18 protein-coding genes and 5 tRNA genes are annotated in these 21,611 nt (G+C 54.5%); 12 read left to right on the top strand and 11 right to left on the bottom strand.

From position 1 onward, the window contains the following. Window positions 1-30 precede the first annotated feature (30 nt). Both BEN74_RS09515 and pilB read right to left on the bottom strand, forming a co-directional pair. Complete coding sequence (locus tag BEN74_RS09515) at window positions 31-1,260, bottom strand: type II secretion system F family protein (protein ID WP_068912967.1); 1,230 nt, start codon at window positions 1,258-1,260, stop codon at window positions 31-33. Window positions 1,261-1,291: 31 nt separating this feature from the next. Further along, on the bottom strand, window positions 1,292-3,001 hold the full coding sequence (gene pilB, locus BEN74_RS09510) for a type IV-A pilus assembly ATPase PilB (RefSeq protein WP_068912964.1): 1,710 nt from the start codon (window positions 2,999-3,001) through the stop codon (window positions 1,292-1,294). 275 nt (window positions 3,002-3,276) lie between these two features. On the opposite strand from pilB, the gene tpiA reads away from it, so the two are divergent. From tpiA to BEN74_RS09450, 12 genes are all read left to right on the top strand, one after another. Continuing rightward, entirely contained in the window at window positions 3,277-4,068 is a 792-nt protein-coding gene (tpiA, locus tag BEN74_RS09505; protein ID WP_068912962.1) for a triose-phosphate isomerase, read from the top strand. Between the two features lie 13 nt (window positions 4,069-4,081). Further along, on the top strand, window positions 4,082-4,411 hold the full coding sequence (gene secG / locus BEN74_RS09500; RefSeq protein WP_068912961.1) for a preprotein translocase subunit SecG: 330 nt from the start codon (window positions 4,082-4,084) through the stop codon (window positions 4,409-4,411). Between the two features lie 52 nt (window positions 4,412-4,463). After that, window positions 4,464-4,548, top strand: a tRNA-Leu gene (locus BEN74_RS09495). Between the two features lie 48 nt (window positions 4,549-4,596). Beyond that, window positions 4,597-4,673 (top strand) — tRNA-Met (locus BEN74_RS09490). A gap of 76 nt (window positions 4,674-4,749) precedes the next feature. Next, window positions 4,750-4,826: transfer RNA gene (locus tag BEN74_RS09485), tRNA-Met, on the top strand. A 63-nt stretch (window positions 4,827-4,889) separates the two neighbouring features. Next, window positions 4,890-4,966: transfer RNA gene (locus BEN74_RS09480), tRNA-Met, on the top strand. 88 nt (window positions 4,967-5,054) lie between these two features. Further along, window positions 5,055-5,131 (top strand) — tRNA-Met (locus BEN74_RS09475). A 215-nt stretch (window positions 5,132-5,346) separates the two neighbouring features. Next, window positions 5,347-5,871 (top strand): ribosome maturation factor RimP, encoded by a 525-nt coding sequence (gene rimP, locus BEN74_RS09470; RefSeq protein ID WP_068912959.1) that lies wholly within the window; start codon window positions 5,347-5,349, stop codon window positions 5,869-5,871. 35 nt (window positions 5,872-5,906) lie between these two features. Then, window positions 5,907-7,391, top strand: coding sequence for a transcription termination factor NusA (gene nusA, locus BEN74_RS09465; protein ID WP_068912957.1), 1,485 nt, complete (start codon window positions 5,907-5,909; stop codon window positions 7,389-7,391). A 10-nt stretch (window positions 7,392-7,401) separates the two neighbouring features. Further along, window positions 7,402-10,113: a translation initiation factor IF-2 gene (infB, locus tag BEN74_RS09460; RefSeq protein ID WP_068912954.1), complete on the top strand. Its 2,712-nt coding sequence runs from the start codon at window positions 7,402-7,404 to the stop codon at window positions 10,111-10,113. After that, entirely contained in the window at window positions 10,113-10,517 is a 405-nt protein-coding gene (locus tag BEN74_RS09455) for a ribosome-binding factor A (protein WP_068912953.1), read from the top strand. The genes infB and BEN74_RS09455 overlap by 1 nt, the downstream gene beginning before the upstream one ends. A 92-nt stretch (window positions 10,518-10,609) precedes the next feature. Continuing rightward, a complete protein-coding gene (locus BEN74_RS09450) occupies window positions 10,610-11,248 on the top strand; it encodes a hypothetical protein (protein WP_068912952.1) in 639 nt (212 codons plus the stop codon). Between the two features lie 16 nt (window positions 11,249-11,264). On the opposite strand, the gene BEN74_RS09445 is transcribed toward BEN74_RS09450, so the two are convergent. From BEN74_RS09445 to hisIE, 9 genes are all read right to left on the bottom strand, one after another. After that, window positions 11,265-11,648, bottom strand: a complete 384-nt coding sequence (locus BEN74_RS09445) for a Na+/H+ antiporter subunit G (RefSeq protein ID WP_068912951.1) — start codon at window positions 11,646-11,648, stop codon at window positions 11,265-11,267. 11 nt (window positions 11,649-11,659) lie between these two features. After that, window positions 11,660-11,935, bottom strand: coding sequence for a monovalent cation/H+ antiporter subunit F (locus BEN74_RS09440; protein ID WP_068912950.1), 276 nt, complete (start codon window positions 11,933-11,935; stop codon window positions 11,660-11,662). Further along, window positions 11,932-12,453: a Na+/H+ antiporter subunit E gene (locus BEN74_RS09435; RefSeq protein WP_068912948.1), complete on the bottom strand. Its 522-nt coding sequence runs from the start codon at window positions 12,451-12,453 to the stop codon at window positions 11,932-11,934. Before BEN74_RS09435 ends, BEN74_RS09440 begins: the two co-directional genes overlap by 4 nt. 2 nt (window positions 12,454-12,455) lie before the next feature. Beyond that, on the bottom strand, window positions 12,456-14,264 hold the full coding sequence (locus BEN74_RS09430; RefSeq protein WP_068912946.1) for a monovalent cation/H+ antiporter subunit D: 1,809 nt from the start codon (window positions 14,262-14,264) through the stop codon (window positions 12,456-12,458). After that, window positions 14,264-14,629: a Na+/H+ antiporter subunit C gene (locus tag BEN74_RS09425; RefSeq protein ID WP_068912944.1), complete on the bottom strand. Its 366-nt coding sequence runs from the start codon at window positions 14,627-14,629 to the stop codon at window positions 14,264-14,266. Before BEN74_RS09425 ends, BEN74_RS09430 begins: the two co-directional genes overlap by 1 nt. A gap of 4 nt (window positions 14,630-14,633) precedes the next feature. Further along, complete coding sequence (locus tag BEN74_RS09420) at window positions 14,634-17,471, bottom strand: monovalent cation/H+ antiporter subunit A (protein WP_068912942.1); 2,838 nt, start codon at window positions 17,469-17,471, stop codon at window positions 14,634-14,636. Between the two features lie 331 nt (window positions 17,472-17,802). Continuing rightward, window positions 17,803-19,203: an ATP-binding protein gene (locus BEN74_RS09415; protein ID WP_068912940.1), complete on the bottom strand. Its 1,401-nt coding sequence runs from the start codon at window positions 19,201-19,203 to the stop codon at window positions 17,803-17,805. Between the two features lie 31 nt (window positions 19,204-19,234). Further along, window positions 19,235-20,737 carry a UvrD-helicase domain-containing protein gene (locus tag BEN74_RS09410; RefSeq protein ID WP_068912938.1) on the bottom strand — a complete coding sequence of 501 codons (1,503 nt, stop codon included), beginning with the start codon at window positions 20,735-20,737 and terminating at the stop codon, window positions 19,235-19,237. Window positions 20,738-20,757: 20 nt separating this feature from the next. Beyond that, the gene (gene hisIE / locus BEN74_RS09405) at window positions 20,758-21,540 is read right to left on the bottom strand and encodes a bifunctional phosphoribosyl-AMP cyclohydrolase/phosphoribosyl-ATP diphosphatase HisIE (protein WP_068913013.1); all 783 of its coding nucleotides are present in this window, start codon (window positions 21,538-21,540) and stop codon (window positions 20,758-20,760) included. Between the last annotated feature and the right edge of the window lie 71 nt (window positions 21,541-21,611).

The following is a 21,611-nucleotide window of genomic DNA, read 5'->3' as shown; positions in this document are numbered from 1 at the left end:
ATCTGAAAACAATTTTAAGCCTTTTGAATGTTAGCCGACAACGGAACCCATTTGGAAAATCGGCAGGTACATGGCAATCACCAGGCCGCCGACAAGCACGCCTAATATGGCCATAATTAAAGGCTCCATCATCGAGGTCAAGCCGTCGACTGCATTGTCCACTTCATTTTCATAATGGGTGGCCACTTTATCCAGCATGGCGTCCAGCGAGCCGGATTCTTCGCCGATCGCGACCATCTGCACCGCCATGGAGGGAAATTTGTCGGTGATGCGCATGGCAAACTGCAGCTGCTGGCCGGTGGCGACATCTTCGCGGATTTTAAGCACCGCGGTTTCGTAAACTACATTATTGGTTGCGCCTGCGGTAGATTCAAGCGCGTCAATCAAAGGTACGCCGGCAGCGAATGTGGTCGCAAGAGTGCGGCTGTAGCGCGCAATAATGGCTTTATATACCAGATCGCCAAAGATCGGCGCTTTCAGCGCTGCCCGGTCCAGAAAGTCGCGGAATTTTTTGCTGCGCTTTTTAGCCTCTAAAAAGCAGGCAACCACGGCGGCAACCGCAATGATGAAAATAAACCAATAGCTTTGGAACCAGTTGGACATATTTACAACCATTTTAGTGAAAGCGGGCAGTTCTGCTCCAAATGAGCTGAAAAGCCCTTCAAAAACTGGCACTACTTTTACCATCAGGATGATGGTAACCACAATGGCAACTACAATAACAGATATCGGGTATTTCATAGCTTTCTTAATTTTCTGCTTAAGCAGTTCGCTTTTTTCTTTATAGATGGCGACACGATCCAGCATGGTTTCCAGCGCGCCGGACTGTTCGCCGGATTCCACCAAAGAGCAGAATAGGTTGTCAAAATATTGCGGATACTTGCGCAGGGCACCGGCAAAGGTGTTGCCGCCTTCCACTTCGCCTTTGATGCCGAGCACCACTTCGCGCATCGCTGGATTCTCCAGGCCTTCCGCAACAATTTCAAAGCCCTGCACCAGCGGCACGCCGGCCTTCATCATGGTGGCCAGCTGGCGGGTGAAGATGGTAATGTCTAAGGTTGAGACCTTTTTTTTCATCAGGCCTTCGAGGATGTTTTTGCGCTTTTCCCGAATACTCTTGATGGTGATGCCCTGCTTGCGCAATGTCACCTTGGCCAAAGCCATATTACGCGCAGGCAATTCCCCTTTAAGTTTGGCTCCCTTGCGGTCTATCCCTTCATAACTGAAGGTTGGCATCATCTGCGCTTTTTTAACAGCCATGAATTTATCCTTATTTTAAATAATGCAGCAATTACTCACTGGTCACGCGATTGACTTCCTGAAGCGAAGTCACCCCCTGCATGACCTTAATTAAGCCCGAACGGCGCAAATTGCTGAATCCGGCTTTATCCGAAGCATCGGCAATCTGAATGGCGTTGCCGTCCTCCATGATAATACGGGAAATCTCCGGCGTCACTTTCATTACCTCATAAATGCCGACACGGCCTTTATAGCCTTCGCGGCACTCTGAGCAGCCCACAGGCTGGTAAATCTGAAACTCTGGGCTTTGCGTGTCCGCTTCAGTAAAACCCATTTCCAGCAGACTTTGCTGCGGAATCTCTACGGCTTGCTTGCACTGCGGGCAGAGGCGGCGGGCCAGGCGCTGCGCAATCACCAGATTGACGGATGTTGCAATATTGAATGAGGGCACGCCCATGTTGCGCAGGCGGGTTAAGGTTTCCGGCGCGCTGTTGGTATGCAGGGTTGACATCACCATATGGCCGGTCTGCGCGGCCTTAATGGCGATTTCGGCAGTTTCCAGATCCCGGATTTCGCCGACCATGACAATGTCCGGATCCTGGCGCAGGAAAGACTTCAAGGCGGCGGCGAAAGTCAGGCCGACTTTATTGTTGACGTTGACCTGATTCACACCTTCCAGGTTGATTTCGACCGGGTCTTCGGCAGTTGAAATGTTGGTGTCTTCACGGTTCAGAATGTTCAGGCCGGTATACAGCGATACGGTTTTACCGGAACCGGTTGGGCCGGTAATCAGCAGCATGCCTTGCGGCTTGTCCAGCGCCTCCATGAACAGCGCTTTCTGTTCCGGCTCATAGCCGAGCGCGTCAATGCCGAGCATGGCGCTGGACGGATCGAGGATACGCAGCACCAGCTTTTCGCCGAAGAGGGTCGGCAGGGAGTTGACACGGAAATCGATGGCCTTGCTTTTCGACAGCTTCAGCTTGATGCGGCCGTCCTGCGGCACGCGTTTTTCAGAAATGTCCATCTGCGACATGACTTTCAGGCGCGAAGCCAGGCGGTTGGCCAGCTGCAGCGGCGGGTTGGCGATCTGGCGCAGTACGCCGTCGACGCGGTAGCGCACGCGGTACATTTTTTCATAGGGCTCAAAATGCAGATCCGAGGCGCCCATGCGGATCGCATCGACCAGTAGCTTGTTGATGTACTTGACAATCGGCGCCTCTTCGCCTTTTTCCTCTTCGCCGTCATCGGCATTCTGATCGGGCGCATCCGTGGCGATATCCAGATCGAAGTCATCATCAAAATCAAAGGTGCTGTCTTCAGCAAAATTCTGCTCAATCAGCTTTTCCAGCTTATTGTGCTCGACAATGATGGTCTCAGTGTTCATTTTGCTGCTGAAGCGGATCGCATCGACTGCTTCAATATGCGTCGGATTGCTGGTCGCGACAAAAAGGATATTGGAATGCTTGAAAATCGGCAGCACGCGGTAGCGGGTAATCAGCTTTTCATCAATATCTTCGCGGACAATCTGATTGGCGTCATAGGCTGCAATGTCAAAAATCGGTTCGCCGAATTCAGCTGAAATGGTTTCGGCGATGGTCAGCGACGGAATCTTCAACTCGTGGATCAGATAGGGGACAATGTCCTGATTGGCTTTTTTTGCACTCAGCAGCGCCTGCTGCATGCTGGCGGCAGATACCTGTCCTTCTTCGACCAGGCGCCGAATAAATCCTGTAAATCTTGGAGAACCCTGTAATGCTGTCATGCTTCAGTATGCCTATGCTTCAGTTTGTTTATAATTGGTATGTTAAAATTATACTTTTGTTGTATAAAAATACCATATCTTAAAGTGTTGTCACTAGCTAAGTATTGATCAAAACCTTGAACCAGTCCTTAAATCCCTGCGGTTTTTTTGCAAAATTATCCTGAAAACCGCCTGGCGGATTTCTTCCGCTGAAATTGCCTGTGTAAAACTATCATCAAAAATTGCAATTGCGTGTAGAATATGCCCGTTTTCATCAAAGTTTCTGCAGGTTATCTATGTCGGGTTCGGCGATCACACCTTGGGTTGTTGGCAATTGGAAAATGAACCCAATGCAGGCAGGCGCCAAGCAGCTGGTTCAGGAATTAAAGCAATTGCTGCTGGATCAGCCCATTGAAGAGTCTAAATGCCATATGGCTGTTGCGCCCGTTGCCCTGGCCCTGCAAAGCGTTCAGGCGCAGCTGCAGGACAGCAGCCGGAGCGTTTGCACGGTAGCGCAGGACCTGTCGCGGATTGCCGGCACTGGGGCGTATACCGGTGAAATCAGCGCGGAACTGCTGAAAGATAGCGGCATTGATTTTGCGCTGGTCGGGCATTCTGAGCGCCGCGAAATTTTCGGCGACAGCCCGGCAGTCATTAATGAAAAAGTGAAAAATGCATTGAATGCCGGACTGACCGTGATTTACTGCGTAGGCGAAAGCCTGCAGCAGCGCGAAAGCGGCCAGGCGGAGCAGACCGTGCTGCAGCAGATCTGCGATATTGCCCCGGCTGTGCAGGCAGGGCAATGGCAAAGCATTATTGTGGCTTATGAGCCGGTTTGGGCGATTGGCACCGGCAAAACCGCATCGCCGGCAGATGCGCAGGCGATGCATGCCAAAATCCGCGAAGGGCTGAGCCAGATTACGCCTGCCGGCCAGAATATGGCGATTCTCTACGGCGGTAGTGTCAAGCCGGAAAATGCAGTAGAGTTGGCGGCTTGCCCAGACATTAATGGCGCGCTGGTTGGCGGGGCTTCATTGAATGCTGTGTCTTTCCATAAAATTGCTCAGGCATTTGCGAATACAAAATAATTAGGAGTTCAGCATGCAAACTTTTGTGCTGGTGGTACATATAATCTTAGCCGTACTGATGATTGTCTTGATTCTGGTCCAGCACGGCAAAGGCGCGGATGCAGGCGCCTCTTTCGGCGGCGGCGGCGCGGCCACGGTATTCGGCGCTTCAGGTTCGGCGAATTTCCTGACCCGGCTGACGGCTATTTTAACCGCGCTGTTTTTTGTCACCAGCCTGACGCTGGCGGTTTACGCTAAGAAGCAGACCACCGATGCCTACAGCCTGAAAGCGATTTCTTCCGCGCCGGCAGCGCCGGTGAAATCGGCTGAAACTTCACCAACTGCGCCAAAAACAGCTGAATAATTTATTTAGCGCTTTCTTTTTTGAGGTGATGCGTCTAGAATGCGTCACAGCTGCGGTGGTGGTGGAATTGGTAGACACGCTACCTTGAGGTGGTAGTGCTTTCGGGCGTGGGGGTTCAAGTCCCCCCTTCCGCACCAACTTATAATCCAGAACATAAGTTGGTGCAAGCGGCGAAAATCTGTTGATGCGGGATGGAGCAGTCTGGTAGCTCGTCGGGCTCATAACCCGAAGGTCGTTGGTTCAAATCCAGCTCCCGCTACCAATCAATCTTATTTTAGAAGCAAACTGAAATAGGCGCCTTAGTTTTAAGGTGGGATGAATAATTTGCATATTGTTGATGCGGGATGGAGCAGTCTGGTAGCTCGTCGGGCTCATAACCCGAAGGTCGTTGGTTCAAATCCAGCTCCCGCTACCAATCTTATTTCAGATGCAGACTGAAATAGGCGCCGGCTTAAGGCAGATAGTTTTTGCATGTTGATGCGGGATGGAGCAGTCTGGTAGCTCGTCGGGCTCATAACCCGAAGGTCGTTGGTTCAAATCCAGCTCCCGCTACCAATTCTGATTAAGGTGCAACTTAGTCAGGCAAACCTGAATACTTTGATTGAAAAGCTTCCAGGTTTTGTATATAATTTTTGCACGTTGATGCGGGATGGAGCAGTCTGGTAGCTCGTCGGGCTCATAACCCGAAGGTCGTTGGTTCAAATCCAGCTCCCGCTACCAAGTTTCTAAAAGAGGCTCACAACTAGGTGGGCCTTTTTGCACAGTGGACTATGGTTTTCTGTGCATAATTGGGGCGATTTACGCCCTTTTTTATTGGCTATCGTGTAGTGTCGGCATTAAATTGGCCAAATCGTCATGTTCCGCTACTACAATCGTTCGCATTGACCTGTAGTGGCCATTCCGGCCATCAAATCGCACAATTTAAACGAGAGTAAATGAAGCTATCAAATAAAACCCAAGCACTTCAGGACTTAATTGCGCCGGCAGTGCAGGCCTGTGATGTGGACCTGTGGGGGATCGAATTCATCCCTCAGGGCAAGCGCTCATTATTGCGCATTTATATTGACAAGGCCGTAGATGAAAGCGCTGAGCCGGTCATGAATGAAGACGGCGAGGCTGAACTGGGCCGCGGCATTGGCGTGCAGGACTGCGTGCGCGTGACCCAGCAGGTCGGCGCGATGCTGGATGTGCATGATCCGATTTCCGGCGAATACGCTTTGGAAGTCTCCTCTCCGGGCTGGGACCGTCCGTTTTTCCAGCTTGAGCAGATGTCCGGCTATATTGGCCAGCAGGTTGCATTGCGCCTGATCAGCGCTGTAGAGAACCGCCGGAAATTCCAGGCGAAATTAGTTGCAGTAGACCTTGAAAATGAAATGATTCAAGTTGAAGTTGAACAGCAGCAAATTCTGGATATCGACAGTCACAATATTGATAAAGCACATTTAATCTACCAAGATTAATTCAATAAATAAGAATCTGAACGAATAGGTGGCTTATGGCACGTGAAATTCTTACCGTAGTTGAAACGGTTAGTAATGAAAAAGGTGTACCTCGTGAAGCGATTTTCGAAGCCTTAGAACAAGCGCTTGTTGCTGCGACGAAAAAGAAATTCTACGAAGGCACGCATTCAGAAGAAGCCCGCCTGCGCGTAGAAATTGACCGCCGCACCGGCGACTACAGCACTTTCCGCCAATGGGAAGTGGTTGCCGATGAAGATCATGAAATGCCTGCATGCCAGGACGCAATTTCTGATGTTGATCCAGCAAAATGGTCAATTGGCGATATCCGCGAGCTTGAAGTTGAATCGATTGATTTCGGGCGCATCGCTGCGCAAATCGCCAAGCAGGTGATTGTGCAGAAGATCCGCGAAGCGGAGCGCGCGCTGATTGCCGATGCTTACGAATCTAAAGTCGGCGAGCTGATTTACGGCGAAGTGAAAAAGCAGACTAAAGACGGCTTTATCATTGACCTGGGCGACAATGCGGAAGCCTATCTTGCGCGCGAAGAAATGATTGCAAAAGAAATTCTGCGTCCTAAGCAGCGCGTGAATGCGATTCTGTACAGCGTGAACCGCGAAGGCCGTGGCGCTCAGCTTTTGCTGTCGCGCGCCAAGCCGGAAATGCTGATTGCCTTGATGAAAAAGGAAATTCCTGAAATTTCTGAAGAAATCATTGAGATTAAAGCGGCAGCGCGCCAGCCGGGTGTTCGTGCTAAAATCGCGGTGAAAACCAACGATCACCGCATTGACCCAGTGGGCGCCTGTATTGGCATGCGCGGCACGCGCATCCAGGCGGTTCAGCAGGAGCTGAACGGCGAGCGCATTGATGTTGTGGTATGGTCGGACGATCCGGCACAGTATATCGCCAGCGCTTTAGAGCCTGCTGATGTATCCAGCATCGTGATTGATGAAGACGCGCATACTGCGGACATTATCTTCGCAGCCAGCGACCAGCTGGCCCGCGCTATTGGCTCGCAAGGCCAAAACGTGCGCCTGGCGTCAGAACTGACCGGCTATAAGCTGGACATGATGCTGGAAGAAGAATATTACGCGCGCCAGCAGAATGAAGCGCAGCAGTATCTGGACATGTTTGTAAGCCGTCTGGATATTGAAGAAGACCTCGCGATGGCGCTGGTTGAAATGGGCTTCACTTCAGTTGAAGAAATCGCTTATGTTCCTGCGGAAACATTTGATGAAATTGAACTGGATGCTGAAACTGTTGAACTGCTGCAGGCCCGCGCCAAAGAAGTTGCGCTGGCGGATGCATTGAAGCAGCAGGAAGACATTCAGGAGCCGAGCCCTGAACTGGCGGCGATGGAAGGCATGACGCAGGAGGTCGCGTATGCGCTGGCTGCCCGCGGTGTGGTTACTGTAGATGACCTGGCTGATCAGGCGACTGACGATATCGCAGATATTGAAGGCTTAGGCGCTGAAAAAGCGGGTCAACTGATTATGAAAGCGCGCGAATCATGGTTTAACTAGGAGGTAATATATGACGGACAAGTCGATTAAAGAGTTGGCGCTCAGCGTGGGCACCCCCGTTGAGAAGCTCCTGGAACAGGTTCGTGACGCAGCTTTACCGCAGCGTAATGCTGATGACATTATTACCGCCGAACAACAAAATGCACTCGTCAACCATTTGAAGAAAATTCATGGCCAGGACGATGGACATGCAGGAAAAATCACGTTGAAACGTAAAACGACCAGTACAGCTAAAGTAGCAAGTACATCAGGTAAGGCCAAAACCATTAACGTAGAAGTTCGCAAGAAGCATACGTTTACCAAGCCTGATCCAGAACAGATCAAAGCGGAAGCGCTAGCGAAGGCTCAAGCGGAACAGCAGGCGCGCGAAGGCAATGCGCAGCCGGCCGCTGCGGCTAAAGAAGATGCGCCGCAGCAAGGCGCTTCAAAAGCCAAGCAGGCTTTGGAAGCCATGCGTGCAGCTGCCAAGCAGGAAACTGCCAAGCAGGAAGTGCCGAAAGCCGCTGTTGTAGTCAAGCGCAAGTCGAACAATAAGCCGATTGTCAAGCAAACGGTGAAAGTGACTGAAACTGCAGAGCAGAAGAAAGCGCGTGAAGCGCAGACTGCGCAGCTGAAAGCGACTGAAGAAGCCGTGCGCCGCAAGGCAGCTGAAGAAGCGCAGCAGCGCACGCTTGAGCAGATGCGTCAAATGGCGTCTAAGTACAGCGCGGAAGATACAACTGCAACAATCCGCGTCGTGGATGATTCTCCATTGGCAGCCGGCCTGGTTGGCCAGGCTTATGAAGATTCATTTGCCAAAGAAGACCGCGAAATTAAGCGCGGAACCAATACGCCAAGCACGCGCGCGCCGAAAAAAGGCGGCCGCCGCGGCCAGGAAGAGCAGTCTTTCAGCCATAATCAGCATAAGCGCGGCTTGAAAACCAGCCAGGCGAACAAGCACGGCTTTGAAAAACCGGTTAAAAAACAGATTTACGATGTTGAAATCGGTGAAACCATTGTGGTTGCAGACCTTGCAGCTAAAATGGCGATCAAAGTGCGCGAAGTCATTAAATCACTGATGAAAATGGGTGAGTTGGTTACTCAGAATCAGGCGATTGAACAGGAAATCGCTGCGCTGGTTGTTGAAGAAATGGGCCACAATCCAGTGCTTGTTTCAGATACCCAGGCGGAAGACAATCTGCTGGAAGCGGCTGAAGAAGCGCGCGGCGCGCAATCAACGCGTGCGCCGGTTGTGACCATCATGGGTCACGTTGACCATGGCAAAACCTCGCTTCTTGACCGCATCCGCCGTTCTAAAGTGGCTGCGGGCGAAGCCGGCGGCATCACGCAGCACATTGGCGCTTACCATGTAACGACTGATAAGGGAATTATTACTTTCCTTGACACGCCGGGACACGCTGCCTTTACAGCAATGCGTTCACGCGGCGCGAAAGCGACCGATATCGTGGTGTTGGTTGTAGCTGCTGACGACGGCGTAATGCCGCAGACTGCAGAAGCGATTGACCATGCGCGCGCTGCCGGCACGCCAATCATTGTTGCAATCAACAAGATGGATAAAGAGTCTGCAGATCCGGACCGCGTACTGAATGAATTGACTTCCAAGCAGATCGTGCCTGAACAATGGGGCGGCGATGTGCCTGTAGCAATGGTTTCAGCGCACTCCGGCATGGGCATTGACGAGCTTCTTGACCTCATCTCAATTCAGGCTGAAATGCTGGAATTGAAAGCGTCTGAAGAAGGCGCTGCGCAAGGCGTAGTGATTGAAGCGCGCGTAGACAACAGCCGCGGCGCGGTAACATCTATTCTTGTGCAGAACGGCACGCTGAAAGTCGGCGACCTTGTGCTTGCAGGCTCATCTTACGGCCGCGTCCGCGCCATGACTGATGAAAACGGCCAGCGCATTAAATCGGCCGGCCCTTCAATTCCTGTAGAAATTCTAGGCCTTCCTGAAGCGCCTATGGCAGGCGATGAAGTTCTTGTGGTTAATGACGAGAAGAAAGCCCGTGAAGTGGCCGATGCGCGCATGGACCGTGAGCGTCAGAAGCGCCTTGAGCGTCAGAGCGCAATGCGCCTTGAGAACATCATGGCGTCTATGGGCAAGAAAGATGTGCCTATCGTCAATGTGGTGCTGAAAACTGACGTGCGCGGCACGCTGGAAGCATTGCACGTTGCACTGGCTGACCTTGCGACTGACGAAGTTAAAGTCCGCATTATCGGTTCAGGCGTCGGCGCGATCACTGAGTCTGACGTAACGCTGGCTGAATCTTCAGAAGCGGTGCTGCTTGGCTTTAACGTCCGCGCAGACAACACCGCGCGCCAGAAAGCTGATGCAGACGGCATTGACATCCGCTACTACAGCATCATTTATGAATTGATTGATGACGTGAAAGCGGCGATGAGCGGCAAGCTTGCGCCGGAACACCGTGAAACGATTCTGGGTGTTGCTGAAGTGCGTGAAGTATTCCACTCAAGCAAATTCGGCGCTGCTGCAGGCTGTATGGTTCTTGAAGGCATGCTGCACCGCAACAAGCCAATCCGCGTATTGCGCGATGATGTTGTTGTATTCCAAGGTGAGCTGGAATCTCTGCGCCGCTATAAAGAAGTGGTGGAAGAAGTCCGCGCCGGCATGGAATGCGGCCTTGCAGTTAAAGGCTATAAAGACATCAAAGTCAAAGACAAGATTGAAGTCTACGATGTTCAATTGATTAAACGGAGTCTTTAATGGCGGGTAGTCAGCGTCTTAAGCGTATGGCCGATACAGTTCAGCGTGAATTGTCTGAACTGATCCGCCAGGAGCTCAAAGATCCGCGCTTAGGTGGTCTTGTGACCATCTCTGCGGTGAAAGTCAGTGCTGATTTAGGCTATGCTGAAGTATATGTTACTGTGATGGGCCGTGAGCTGGGCGATGAGCAAAGTGAAGCGGCTAATAAGGAAACTCTGGATGTTCTGAATAAGGCATCCGGTTTCCTGCGCCATGAGCTGGGCCGCCGCATTAAGACGCGCATTACGCCCCGCCTGCGTTTTCACTATGACAAAACCAATGCATACGGCAACTATATGTTTGGCCTGATTGCGGAAGCAGTGAAGGATTTGCCTCCTGAAGATGCAAAAAAAGATGAAGAATAAGTCCAGTCTGGACGCGTAAAAAAGCCGCCTTAGGGCGGCTTTTTTACGGCTTGAAGAACTTGAATAAGATGCCTTTAATCGGAGCTTAAACCATGCTGCATTTGAGTGAATCTCAATTAATAGAAATAAGAAATCTTGCCCCATTGGAAGATTCTAAATTTAAATATGATCTCAGCCGATGGGGGAAGCTACATCAAGAGCTGAGCAATGTGGTGAAGCATTTTGGCGATCAGTATATTTCAAGGCAGGATGTAATTAACAGTTTTCAGGACTATTTTAACCGGAAAATAGGCATAGAGTTTCCCTTTGTACTGACGATGATTTGGGGCTTTGCAGATACTGGATATGGAACATACCGCACTAATGCATATTATAATACAGAAAATATCAGGAGGATGGAGTCAGCTTTTGCGCATGTAAAAAATAAGGATATTCAAAAATCTTATAAAGAATTGAAGAAAATCAAAGGGCTAAATATAAGTTATATTTCAAAGTTGCTGTATTTTTCAACGCGCGCTCTGAATCATTCTGATTATTATCTGATTTTTGATATCCGCGTTGCCACGGCGCTGGTAAAATTAACATGCCCGCCAAATTTGGTTAATCTGATTGACGTGAAGCCTTCAGATAAGTTTCAAAATTATTGCCAATATAATGCCGAGATGCATTTGCTTGCGAAACGGTATGATGTAAGCGCTGAGGCATTGGAAATGTATTTATTTCTGTATTGAAATAAAAAAGACCAGCCTAAAGCTGGTCTTTTTTACTGAAGGCGCGGCGGCGCGTGCGCTGCCACGGCAGCGGGCGGTTCAGCGCTTCAGGCACATCGCCGCCCATTGAGCGCAGGCGCAGATGCAGCGCGGCCTGCGCCATCAAATTTGCAGAAACCGGCGCAGTAATAAAGGCCAGCAGCGTCAGCAGCAGTTCGGCAAAGCCAAAGCGCCCGTGAAATGCGGCGTAGAGGATAGCTGCGATTAAAAAGCTGCCCAAGCCCAGCGTGCTGGACTTGGTCGGTGCATGCAGGCGCATGAACAGGTCGGGCAGGCGCACCATGCCGATGCCGCCGACCAGCATGAAGAATGCGCCGATGATTAAAAACAGGGAAACCAGTATTTCCATGGCAAGCTGCATTGCGGATCCTCCTAATCAATCACATGGCCGGTGGTGAAGTAACGGGCCAGGGCGGCGGTGGAAACAAAGCCCAGCATGGCCACCAGCAGCGCGCCCTCAAACAGCGACGTGCTGGCCCAGTAAATGCCTAAAATCACAATCAGGCAGGTGGCGTTCAGGAACAGCGTGTCCAAAGCCAGCAGGCGGTCCACAATGGACGGCCCGACAATCAGGCGGATCAGGCACAGCAGCATGGAAATGGTCACGGCCGCCAGGCAGATGCCCAGCGCATAGGGCAAAATGGTCATGAGCGCTCTCCTGAATCTACGCCAAAAATCTGCATCAAGGGTTTTTCATAGCGCTTCTTGATGCTCTGAATTTCCGCCTCGGCGTCTTCCGCACTTAAGGCATGCACCAGAATATCGCCGCGGTCCTGATCAATGCCGGCCGAAACCGTGCCTGGCGTGGTGGTGATGATCATCGCCAGCAGGGTGTTGACTTCTTCATGCTGGGTTTCCAGCGGCACGCGGAACCATTTGGGGTGCAGCTTATGGGTTGGCCCCAGCACCAGCTTCGCGATTTGAATATTGCAGACAATAATGTCCCACAGCACTACAAAAAAGAGTTTCACTGCAGGCAGCCAGTCAATATTCGGGGTGCGCGCAATAAACGGATGCACCAGCCGCGGAATGAATACCGCCAAAATCAGGGCCATCAGAATGGAGCCGGCATCCAGGCTGTAGCTCAGCATCAGCCAGCTGAGGCCGGCAATCACGGACACCAGCGGATGCGGAAACCAGCGTGCAAAAAATGAAGCGGTTTTCATGCTTAGGGCGCCTCCATCGGTTTAAGCTGCGCATCATCGGGGGCCTGGCTGTGCAGCTCCTGCCCCTGAATCTGGCGCTTTTTATATTCGGAAATATGCTCGCCCTGCAGGGTGTTTTCTGAAATCAGCAGCGGAATCAGATGCGCATTCGGGTCAGCCGTTTCGCCGCCGTATTTGGTTTCCGGCAGGTTTTCCGGATCAAACGGCTGCACGCTGATGGCATTGCCGCGCTCATCTTTCTTCAGCAGAACCTCTTCATACAGGGCATTGCTGCGCATCTGCTCCGCCGTGCTGCGCGCATAGCTGTAAATGGGCGCGGCGAATACCATGTATGCGGTCAGGCCTGCCAGCAGCAGGTAGACCGCGCTGTCATTGCGTTTTGGCGCTTTTGCAGGCAGCGCATGATAAGTCTTGAATTCAGGCGCATGCGGATTGTCTTCCGGCCGGCTGGCGCGCCAGAACAGAATAAAGCCGACGCGGGTCATGGCGATGATGCTGAGCAGGCTGACCGCTAAAATGGTCAGAATAATCAGCAGCTGATAAGGCGAAGACGCGGCTGCCTGCAGGATGAAAACCTTGCCTAAAAAGCCGCTGAATGGCGGCAGGCCGGCCATCATCAGGGCAATGGCGAAATAAGCCAAGGCTAGGGCCTTGTGCTGCTTCATCTGCGGCGCAACTTTAAAGTGGTCTTTGAATTCTCCGCGCTGCGAAGTAATCCAGCCGCACAGCAGGTAAAAGGCTGCGCCGATCAGGGTGCTGTGGACTAAATAGTACAGGCTGGCGGCCCATGCTTCGGTGCTGAACAGGGCAATCGCAATCAGCAGCGTGCCGATGGAGGATAAAATCATAAAGCCGACAAAGCGGCGCAGGCGCTCTGCACCAATCGCGCCGATCACGCCGTACAGCGAGGTGATTAAGCCGATCGGCAGCAGGCAGTTTTGCAGGATTTCCCGGCTGATCTCATCATCAAATACCGTGCCGTTCACGCGCAGAATGGCGTAAATGCCGACTTTGGTCATAATGGTGAAAATGGCCGCTACAGGCGTGGTGGCCACAGCATAGGTTTTCGGCAGCCAGAAGCCGACCGGCAGCATGGCGGCCTTAATGCCGAAGACTGCAAACAGCAGCAGTCCGCCGGCGGCGGCCAGGCGGTGCTGATCTGGCTCCAGCAAAGGCATCAGCCGGGCGACATCGGCCATATTCAGGCTGCCGGCGCTGCCGTAAATCATGCCCAGGCCAATCAGGAACAGCGCGGACGCCAGCAGGTTGATGGTGACGTAATGAATGCCCAGCTGGAAGCGCGCCTTGCCCTGGCCGTGCAGCAGCAGCACATAGGAGGCCATCAGCAGGATTTCAAAGAACACGAACAGGTTGAATAAGTCGCCGGTGAGGAAGGCGCCGCATAGCCCCATCAGCAGGAAATGGAACATGGCGTGGAAGTAGCGCCCGCGCTCATCCCATTCCTTGCTGGCGTACCAGAGCACCGGCACCGCCAGCGCATAGGTCAGCACCAGCATGAATGCCGACAGCTGATCCAGCACCAGCACGATGCCGAACGGCGCAGCCCATTCACTGAGGTTGTATACGCTGATTTGCCCTTGGCTGGCCATCGCCAGATAGCTGACGGCGGTGATCAGGCCCAGCAGCGCGGAGATCAGGCTGATGCCGCGGCGCCAAGGCTGGCGCCAGTCCTGCGCCAGCGAGCCGGAGCCGGGATTGCCCAGCAGGACTAAAGCGAAGGCGGTAAACGCCGGTATTAGAATGCTGAAGACCGGGGCGTGCTGCGCCCAGAACTGGATGAAGTCAGTCATCAAGGCTCATCCTCGCGCGGGTCAATTTGCGGTATTTCTTCTTTGGAATCAACGTGGTCTGTTCCTGATTCAAAACGGCTGCGCAGCGCCAGCTGAACAATGAATGCGGTTGTGGCGAAGCCGATGACAATGGCGGTCAGCACCAGCGCCTGCGGCAGCGGGTCGGTGGCTTTGGCGGTTTCGGTCAGCACGGCGGGGGCATTGACATGAATGCGCCCCATCGCGAACAGAAACAGGTTCACGGCATAGCCGATCATCGCCAGCCCCAGCACCACCGGGAAAGTGCGCGCGCGCAGGATAAGGTAAATGCCCGCTGCCGCCAGCAGCCCAATCGCGGAAGATAGTAAGAGTTCTAAACTGATCATATGCTTATCCTCTTGGCAGTGGGCCAGCCATGCTGGAATGGCGCGAGTCGCCCAAAACGGAAATCATCAGCATGGCCGCGCCGACCACAGTGATATAAACCCCGGCATCAAACAGGGCCGCAGTCGCTAAATGCATTTCGCCGATCAGCGGCGGCGAAACGTAAAAGTGCGCGCTGGTGAGGAACGGGCGCCCCCAGAACCATGCGCCAAGGCCGGTGAGGCCGGCAATCACCAGGCCGGCGCCGATCCAGATTTCATACAGCCGGCCGGATCTGGCGCGCAGCAGGCGTTCCGCCTGATCCTGCCCCAGCGCAATGTACTGAATGATCAGCGCCAGCGCCGTGATTAAGCCGGCAATGAAGCCGCCGCCCGGCAGGTTGTGGCCGCGCAGGAAGATGTACAGGCTGACCACCAGCGCCAGCGGCAGAATCCATGACGCGGTGATGCGGAACATCAGCGGGGAAGGGTTGAAGCGGTAGGTGAGGCCTTGGGTAATGGTGGTGCCGTGCGCGCGCATGCCGTCCATCAGGCACAGCGCGCCGATGGCCGCGATGCCCAGCACGGTGATTTCGCCGAAGGTGTCAAAGCCGCGGAAGTCGACCAGAATCACATTGACCACATTGGTGCCGCCGCCGAGCGGAATCGACTGCTGCATGAAGAACCATGAAATGGAATTATGGTCACGGGTCAGGATCAGCCAGGTGATCCAGGCGATGCCCAGCCCGCCGGCAACCGCAATTAAAGCGTCGCGCCAGCGCCGGGAAACGCTGGATTCATACGGCGTAAGCTGCGGCAGCAGCGACAGGCTCATCAGCAGCAGCACGGTGGTGACCACATCGACGGTGATCTGCGTCAGCGCCAGATCCGGCGCAGAGAAGCAGACGAACACCATGGTGACGACCAGGCCGACCGCGCCGCTGATCAGCACGGCTTTAATGCGCTCGTGATGGAACCACAGCATCATCCAGCAGGCGGAGAACAGCAGCAGCCACAGCACGATGGCGATTGCCGGCGCATGCGTCAGCTCGCGGGTTCCGGCGGACATGCCCTGCGGCAGCAGCGGCAAGGCAGCCAGAGCAATGCTGAACAGCACAATCCACAGCAGGTAGCTTTGCAGCGAGCCATTTTCTGTGGCGCGCTTGAGCTTGCGCGACTTCAGCAGCAGGTGCTTTAAAAACAGTTCAAACAGGATCTTGCCCTGCAGCCTACCCAGCAGCGGGTCCAAGTCAATGGCACGGAGCCGGCCACCTTTGGCCAGCGCGAAGTAGAATACCGCCCCGCCCAGCAGCGCGATGGCGCTCATAGCCAGGGGTAGGTTAAAGCCGTGCCAAATGGCCAGATGTGCGCCTTCAAAGGCGGAGTTCTGCGTGCTGGCCTGGGCCGCACTGTTGACAATCGGTTCAATCAGCAGGGCAGGCAGCAGGCCGACTAAAATGCACAGCACCGCCAAGGCAGTGGCTGGCGCGCGCATGCCGAACGGCGGCTCGTGCGCATCTTTATGCGGGACATTTTTGCCGACCGGGCCGTCAAAAAATACGCCATGCACCAGGCGGATGGAGTAGGCCACCGCAAAAATTCCGGCGCAGGTCGCGGTGATGGCCGAGCCGATCAGCGCCGGGCCAGAGAGTTCCCGCAGCAGTTCGGTAAAGAACATTTCCTTCGACAGGAAGCCGTTGGTCAGCGGCACGCCGGCCATCGAGGCCGCGGTAATCATGGTCAGCGTTGCGGTAAACGGCAGCAGCTGCCACAGCCCGCTGAGCTTGCGCAAGTCGCGTGTGCCGGTTTCATGGTCAATAATCCCGGCAATCATGAACAGGGCTGCTTTAAAGGTGGCGTGGTTGATGATGTGGAAAATCGCTGCGGCCACGGCTAAAGGCGAGCCGATGCCCAGCAGGCAGACAATCAGCCCCAGATGGCTGATGGTTGAATAGGCCAGCAGGCCCTTCAAGTCTTCCTTGAAGATGGCGAAGAAGGCCGCCATGCACAGGGTGAACAGCCCGACAAAGGTTACAATATTATGGTACAGGGCTGCGCCGGCAAAAATCGGCAGCAGGCGCGCCAGCAGGAAGATGCCGGCTTTGACCATGGTGGCGGAATGCAGGTAAGCGGATACCGGGGTTGGCGCCGCCATGGCATTCGGCAGCCAGAAGTGGAACGGAAACTGCGCGCTTTTGGTGAATGCGCCCATCAGGATCAGCAGCAGGGCGGGAACAAACAGCGCATGGCTTTGAATTTGCCCGCGCATGCCCAGAATCTGGTCAATCTGATAGGTGCCGGCAATCTGCCCGAGCAGCACAAAGCCGCCCAGCATGCACAGCCCGCCCATGCCGGTAATGGTCAGCGCCATGCGTGAGCCGCGCTGCGCCGCTTCGTAATTGCTCCAGTAGCCGACCAGCAGGAAGGATGAAATGCTGGTCAGTTCCCAGAAAATCAGCAGCAGGATCAGGTTATTGGACAGTGAAATGCCGAGCATGGCCGCCATGAACAGCATCAGCAGCAGGTACAGCTTGCTTAGGGAGTTCTTGGCGTTGAGGTAATAATAGGCGTAGATATAAATGAGGGTGCCGATGCCGCTGATCAGCAGGGAAAACAGCAGGCCAAGCGCATCGAGGCGGAAGCTCAGGTCAATGCCGAGCTGCGGCAGCCATGGCCAGCTTTGCACAACGGCTTGGCCGCTGAAGACATCTTTCGCTTGAGTCAGCAGCAGAATCAGGCTGCTTAAGCTGACTCCAACCGCCCCTAAGGCCGTTACCCCGCGCGAAAATCGCTTCAGCCACGGGACAAGGGTTGTGCCTAGTACCAGCGGTAACAATATAATAATCGGCAGCACACTCGCATCCATTGTCGTGATTAGGTTATACCTAAGGTGAATCTTAAGCCCTCAAGGATTACAGGACAGCAAGGAGCAGTCCAAAAATACTCGATCTTGAAAGCCAAAATGTTCAAAAAAATAAACTCAGCTGTATTGCGCAGCAAATGAACGATTGCAAAATCCGATGTGGATATAGAAATTGCAAGTAAAACCGATCATATTACAGGCGCTGCTCAACTTCAATCTTTTTTGTGTACATGCCGGAGATTATCCGCCGGCTGAAACCGCGGATGAGGCGTCTGCCTGCACCGCCGCGCTTGCAGTCGCTTTTAACGCAATACTTCCGATTGCCTGCTGTTGGCTAAAGCAGCGTATTGGGGCTGCTGTCCGGATCACTGCTGTTGAGCAGGCGGATCAGCTGCCGCTGCTGTTCGCCATTCAGCTGCTGCTGTATCTGCAGCAGCATGGATTCCGCCGCGTCCTCATCCAAAGCCGGCTCCCGCAGCGCCGGCATTTCAGCCTCTGCGCCTGCCGGCGGGCCGGTTTCCGCTAAATGCAGCTGCGCGTAGATTTCATCAAATTGCTGCAGCTGCGCAGCCTGAAACGGCAGCAGCTGGCGGTTTTCCAGCCGCAGGCACTGAAAGCCGCCCGCCTGTTCCAGCAGTTCCGGCCGGTTGCCCGAAGCGATAATCTGCAGGCGCGGAAAGGCCTGATGCAGCCGCGGCAGAATCGCCTGCGCCATGTTCTGATCCAGCTGATGGTCGACCGCGTCAATCAGCAGAATGCCTTCGCCTTCTTCGCAGGGGTACAGGCTGGCCGGATTCAGCAGGCAGAGCCGGCGCACAATGTCGCCAATCAGCGCGGTTAGATTGCGCAGGCTGTTGGACAGCTGCTGGAACTGCATGGCTTTGCCCTGAAAGGTCACCATCAGCTGCAGTTTCGGCTGGTACAGCAGGAACAGGTCGCTGATTTCCGGCAGGACAATCGCCAAGGCGCGGCGCAAAGAGCTTAATGCCGGCGCGCGGATTTCGGCATGCGCCTGCGCGATTCTGCCGGCAAGACAGTCGGCAGGCAGCGGCGCGGATGGCCCCTGCAGCCGGCGCCTATTTAAAATGTCCTGCACCATCTGCGCGTTCTGCGCATTTTCAATATCGCAGACTTCCCGGAACCACTCAAAAAAGCGCGAAAAGGTGGTGAATGGAATCGCTGAAATTTCATAGGCATGCGCCGGCTGAAAAATGGCGGGATTGTTTTTATTCAGGATATTCACTTCATTGACAAAGCGTTCGGCAGGGTAGTAGGCGATCAGCGGCAGGCCCAGCAGGGGATCATCGCGCTGCGCCTGCTGATAGCGGGCCGCCAGCAGCTCCAGCTGCCGGGTTTCGGCTTTGCTTATGCCGGCGCCTTGGCTGTTCAGGGTCTTGTACAGCTGCCAGCTGCAGCAGCCTGCATCTTCTTCCGGAGGCGCTGCGCCGGCCAGCAGCGTGCCGGCTTCTCCGGAAAAGCTGACGCGGATGTCAATTTTGGACTGCAGGCGGGCCTGCATGATGTCCTGATCCAGCATCACCAGCCCGGCGGCGCGCAGGTCTTTGCAGCGGGCAGCGAACCAGGTCAGGGCCTGATAGCTGAAGCGCAGAATGCCGGTTTTGCCTGAGCCTTGATCGCCTAAAATCAGGGTGACGGGCTGATCATGATAGCTAAACTCGGCCAGCAGGTCGCTGAAGTGCAGCGTGTGCTTCAGCCGGATGGATTCAATTCTCATAAGGCGCCTTCAGCTGGAAAGGTTTGGGATTTCAGCCCGCGGCCCGGCGCAGCGAGGCCGGCATTTCCCGCTTCAGCCGCTGCATCAGGTCATAAATGTGGTGGGTATTTAAGCTTACTTTAGCACGCGTGCAGGCCACGTAAAGCAGCCGTAACTCTTCGTCACTAATTTTATAGTCTTTGTCATTCAGCCGGAACTGATAGTCATCTTCAATATGCACGCGGTTCCATTCCAGCCCTTTGGCCTTGTGCGCGGTGGAGATGATGTAGTCTGCCTGGCCAATCGGGGTGATTTTCGCCAGCGCGCGCTTTAAGGGATCGGTGCCGTGATCATCCACCAGCTTGACCAGCGGCTTAATGTCGCTGCCGTCATTGGTTTCGCAGTATTCATGCACGTCATGCCAGGAGTTGAACCAGGCCAGTTCCGGCACATCGGTGACGCGCTTGCCCTGCTTCAGCATGGCGGCGGCGTCGACAAAGCGGTTCAGCCGGGCGTGGTCGGCCTGCAGGCTGACTTTTTCGCCATGCACCAGGCCGGCCAGCAGCAGCTCCATGGCGCGGGCGTTGGTGCGGCACAGAATCGCATCGCGCTGCTTGGTATGCGGCTTATTCACCACTTTGGACTGCAGCAGCGGATTGCCGCGCAGGGGCACGGTTTCATGCAGCGCGCCTAACAGGGCGTTGGCGTGCAGGGCAATTTCCTCGCCAAAGCGGAACGAGGTGGTCAGGCGCGATTCCGGCAGCGGCAGCTGCTGCATGGCGTTGACTGCGCCGCGCCAGGCGTAGATCTGCTGGTGCGCGTCGCCGACATAAATCACCTGAGTGCTGCGCTGCTTCAGCAGAATGCCCAGCATCAGCGGGTCGGCGTCCTGCGCCTCATCAAACAGCACATAGTCTGCGGGAATATTCGGCTCGGACAGCGCCCAGAGCTTGAGGTAGATGTCGTGGCCTATGCCGGCCTGATGATTCGGATCAATCGACTCCAGCCAGCGCCGCTCCACCGCGGGGTAGAGGTGCTTCTGCAGGGCGTCAATATCATCGGGATGCAGCCAGCTTGGCGCCTGCAGGTGGCGCGGCGCCGGATACTGCGAGCTGGTCGAGCAGAAATGGCTGACCGCATTGGCCACCAGGCTGGCGAGGCGCGACGGCATCAGCACATACTGCTCATAGCGCCCGCCCATCATGCGCCGCAGCGTAATCGGCGCCAGGCGGTATTCCTTGGCCATGAAGCTCGGGCTGAGGCGCGGCAGGCGCAGCTTGTCGGTCACGCCGCGCGGAACGCTGCGGTAAGCCAGAGAATGGAAGGTGCGGCAGTCGACATTGCGGTGAAACTTGGCCTGCGCTTCGGCCGCGATGGCCTTGTTGAAGGCCAGGTACATGCCGCGCCGCTGCGGCATGGCGTCGCTGATCATCTGCAGCGTGGTGGTTTTGCCGGTGCCGGCGTAGGCAATCACTTTAAAGGATTTGCCGAGGCGCGCGTTGTCAATGGCAGTGGCCTGCTCATAGGTCGCGCCGGGTCTGTTCCGCTCAGTCAAGGCTGCGTGCCGGCTTACAGTCAGTGCGCGCGGCTGGCTTTTTCCGCCAGGCCGGACAGGCCCTGGCGGCGCGCCAATTCATTCAGCACCAATTGCGGTTCAAGGTCGAAGTAGCCCAGCATCACAATGGTATGGAACCATAAATCCGCCACTTCATAAATTAAATCGTTTTTATGGTCTTCTGAGGCTTCGGCTTTAAAGTCCTTGGCCGCGATAATGCTTTCAATGCTTTCTTCGCCGACTTTTTCCAGAATTTTGTTCAGGCCCTTGTGGTACAGCTTGGCGACATAAGACGAATCCGGGTCAGCGGCTTTGCGCTCCGCCATCATCTGGCCTAAATAATCTAAAACTTCAACCTGTTCTGACTGCGCCGCAGAGGCATTCATTGCCAGCGTATGCGGATTGGCGGATTTTCCGCCGTAAATCTGCTCCGGGTCTTTCAGCTGCGCATCGGCAATTTCCCAGCCGTTTGGCGTCAGCCTGCGGTAGAAGCAGGATTCGCGGCCTGTGTGGCAGGCAATGCCGCCGTGCTGTTCAATCTGCAGCACAATCACGTCGGCATCGCAGTCCAGCCGGATTTCATGCACGGTTTGGAAATGCCCGGATTCTTCGCCCTTGTGCCAGAGCTTGCTGCGCGAGCGGGAGAAATACACCGCCTGTTTTTTTTCCGCAGTCAAAGCCAGAGCTTCGCGGTTCATCCACGCCACCATCAGAATCCGGCCGGTTTGATGATGCTGTGCAATAGCAGGCGCTAAGCCTTGTTCGTTAAATTTTACTTCATCGAGCCATTGCAAGTTGTTCATGTGGATTTCACCCAAAATTGTATTCAATTGAAAAGTTGCGCCTTGCAGCGCACGGCATAGTGTACGGCATC

Origin of the sequence: Acinetobacter sp. WCHAc010034 (genome assembly GCF_001696615.3) — a bacterium.
GTDB lineage: Bacteria > Pseudomonadota > Gammaproteobacteria > Pseudomonadales > Moraxellaceae > Acinetobacter.
This window is presented reverse-complemented; position numbering and strand designations above follow the sequence as displayed.

Coding starts and splice junctions, on each gene's coding strand:
- BEN74_RS09515 (WP_068912967.1), bottom strand. CDS start 1,260: ATGGCTGTTAAAAAAGCGCAGATGATGCCAACCTTCAGTTATGAAGGG.
- pilB (WP_068912964.1), bottom strand. CDS start 3,001: ATGACAGCATTACAGGGTTCTCCAAGATTTACAGGATTTATTCGGCGC.
- tpiA (WP_068912962.1), top strand. CDS start 3,277: ATGTCGGGTTCGGCGATCACACCTTGGGTTGTTGGCAATTGGAAAATG.
- secG (WP_068912961.1), top strand. CDS start 4,082: ATGCAAACTTTTGTGCTGGTGGTACATATAATCTTAGCCGTACTGATG.
- rimP (WP_068912959.1), top strand. CDS start 5,347: ATGAAGCTATCAAATAAAACCCAAGCACTTCAGGACTTAATTGCGCCG.
- nusA (WP_068912957.1), top strand. CDS start 5,907: ATGGCACGTGAAATTCTTACCGTAGTTGAAACGGTTAGTAATGAAAAA.
- infB (WP_068912954.1), top strand. CDS start 7,402: ATGACGGACAAGTCGATTAAAGAGTTGGCGCTCAGCGTGGGCACCCCC.
- BEN74_RS09455 (WP_068912953.1), top strand. CDS start 10,113: ATGGCGGGTAGTCAGCGTCTTAAGCGTATGGCCGATACAGTTCAGCGT.
- BEN74_RS09450 (WP_068912952.1), top strand. CDS start 10,610: ATGCTGCATTTGAGTGAATCTCAATTAATAGAAATAAGAAATCTTGCC.
- BEN74_RS09445 (WP_068912951.1), bottom strand. CDS start 11,648: ATGCAGCTTGCCATGGAAATACTGGTTTCCCTGTTTTTAATCATCGGC.
- BEN74_RS09440 (WP_068912950.1), bottom strand. CDS start 11,935: ATGACCATTTTGCCCTATGCGCTGGGCATCTGCCTGGCGGCCGTGACC.
- BEN74_RS09435 (WP_068912948.1), bottom strand. CDS start 12,453: ATGAAAACCGCTTCATTTTTTGCACGCTGGTTTCCGCATCCGCTGGTG.
- BEN74_RS09430 (WP_068912946.1), bottom strand. CDS start 14,264: ATGACTGACTTCATCCAGTTCTGGGCGCAGCACGCCCCGGTCTTCAGC.
- BEN74_RS09425 (WP_068912944.1), bottom strand. CDS start 14,629: ATGATCAGTTTAGAACTCTTACTATCTTCCGCGATTGGGCTGCTGGCG.
- BEN74_RS09420 (WP_068912942.1), bottom strand. CDS start 17,471: ATGGATGCGAGTGTGCTGCCGATTATTATATTGTTACCGCTGGTACTA.
- BEN74_RS09415 (WP_068912940.1), bottom strand. CDS start 19,203: ATGAGAATTGAATCCATCCGGCTGAAGCACACGCTGCACTTCAGCGAC.
- hisIE (WP_068913013.1), bottom strand. CDS start 21,540: ATGAACAACTTGCAATGGCTCGATGAAGTAAAATTTAACGAACAAGGC.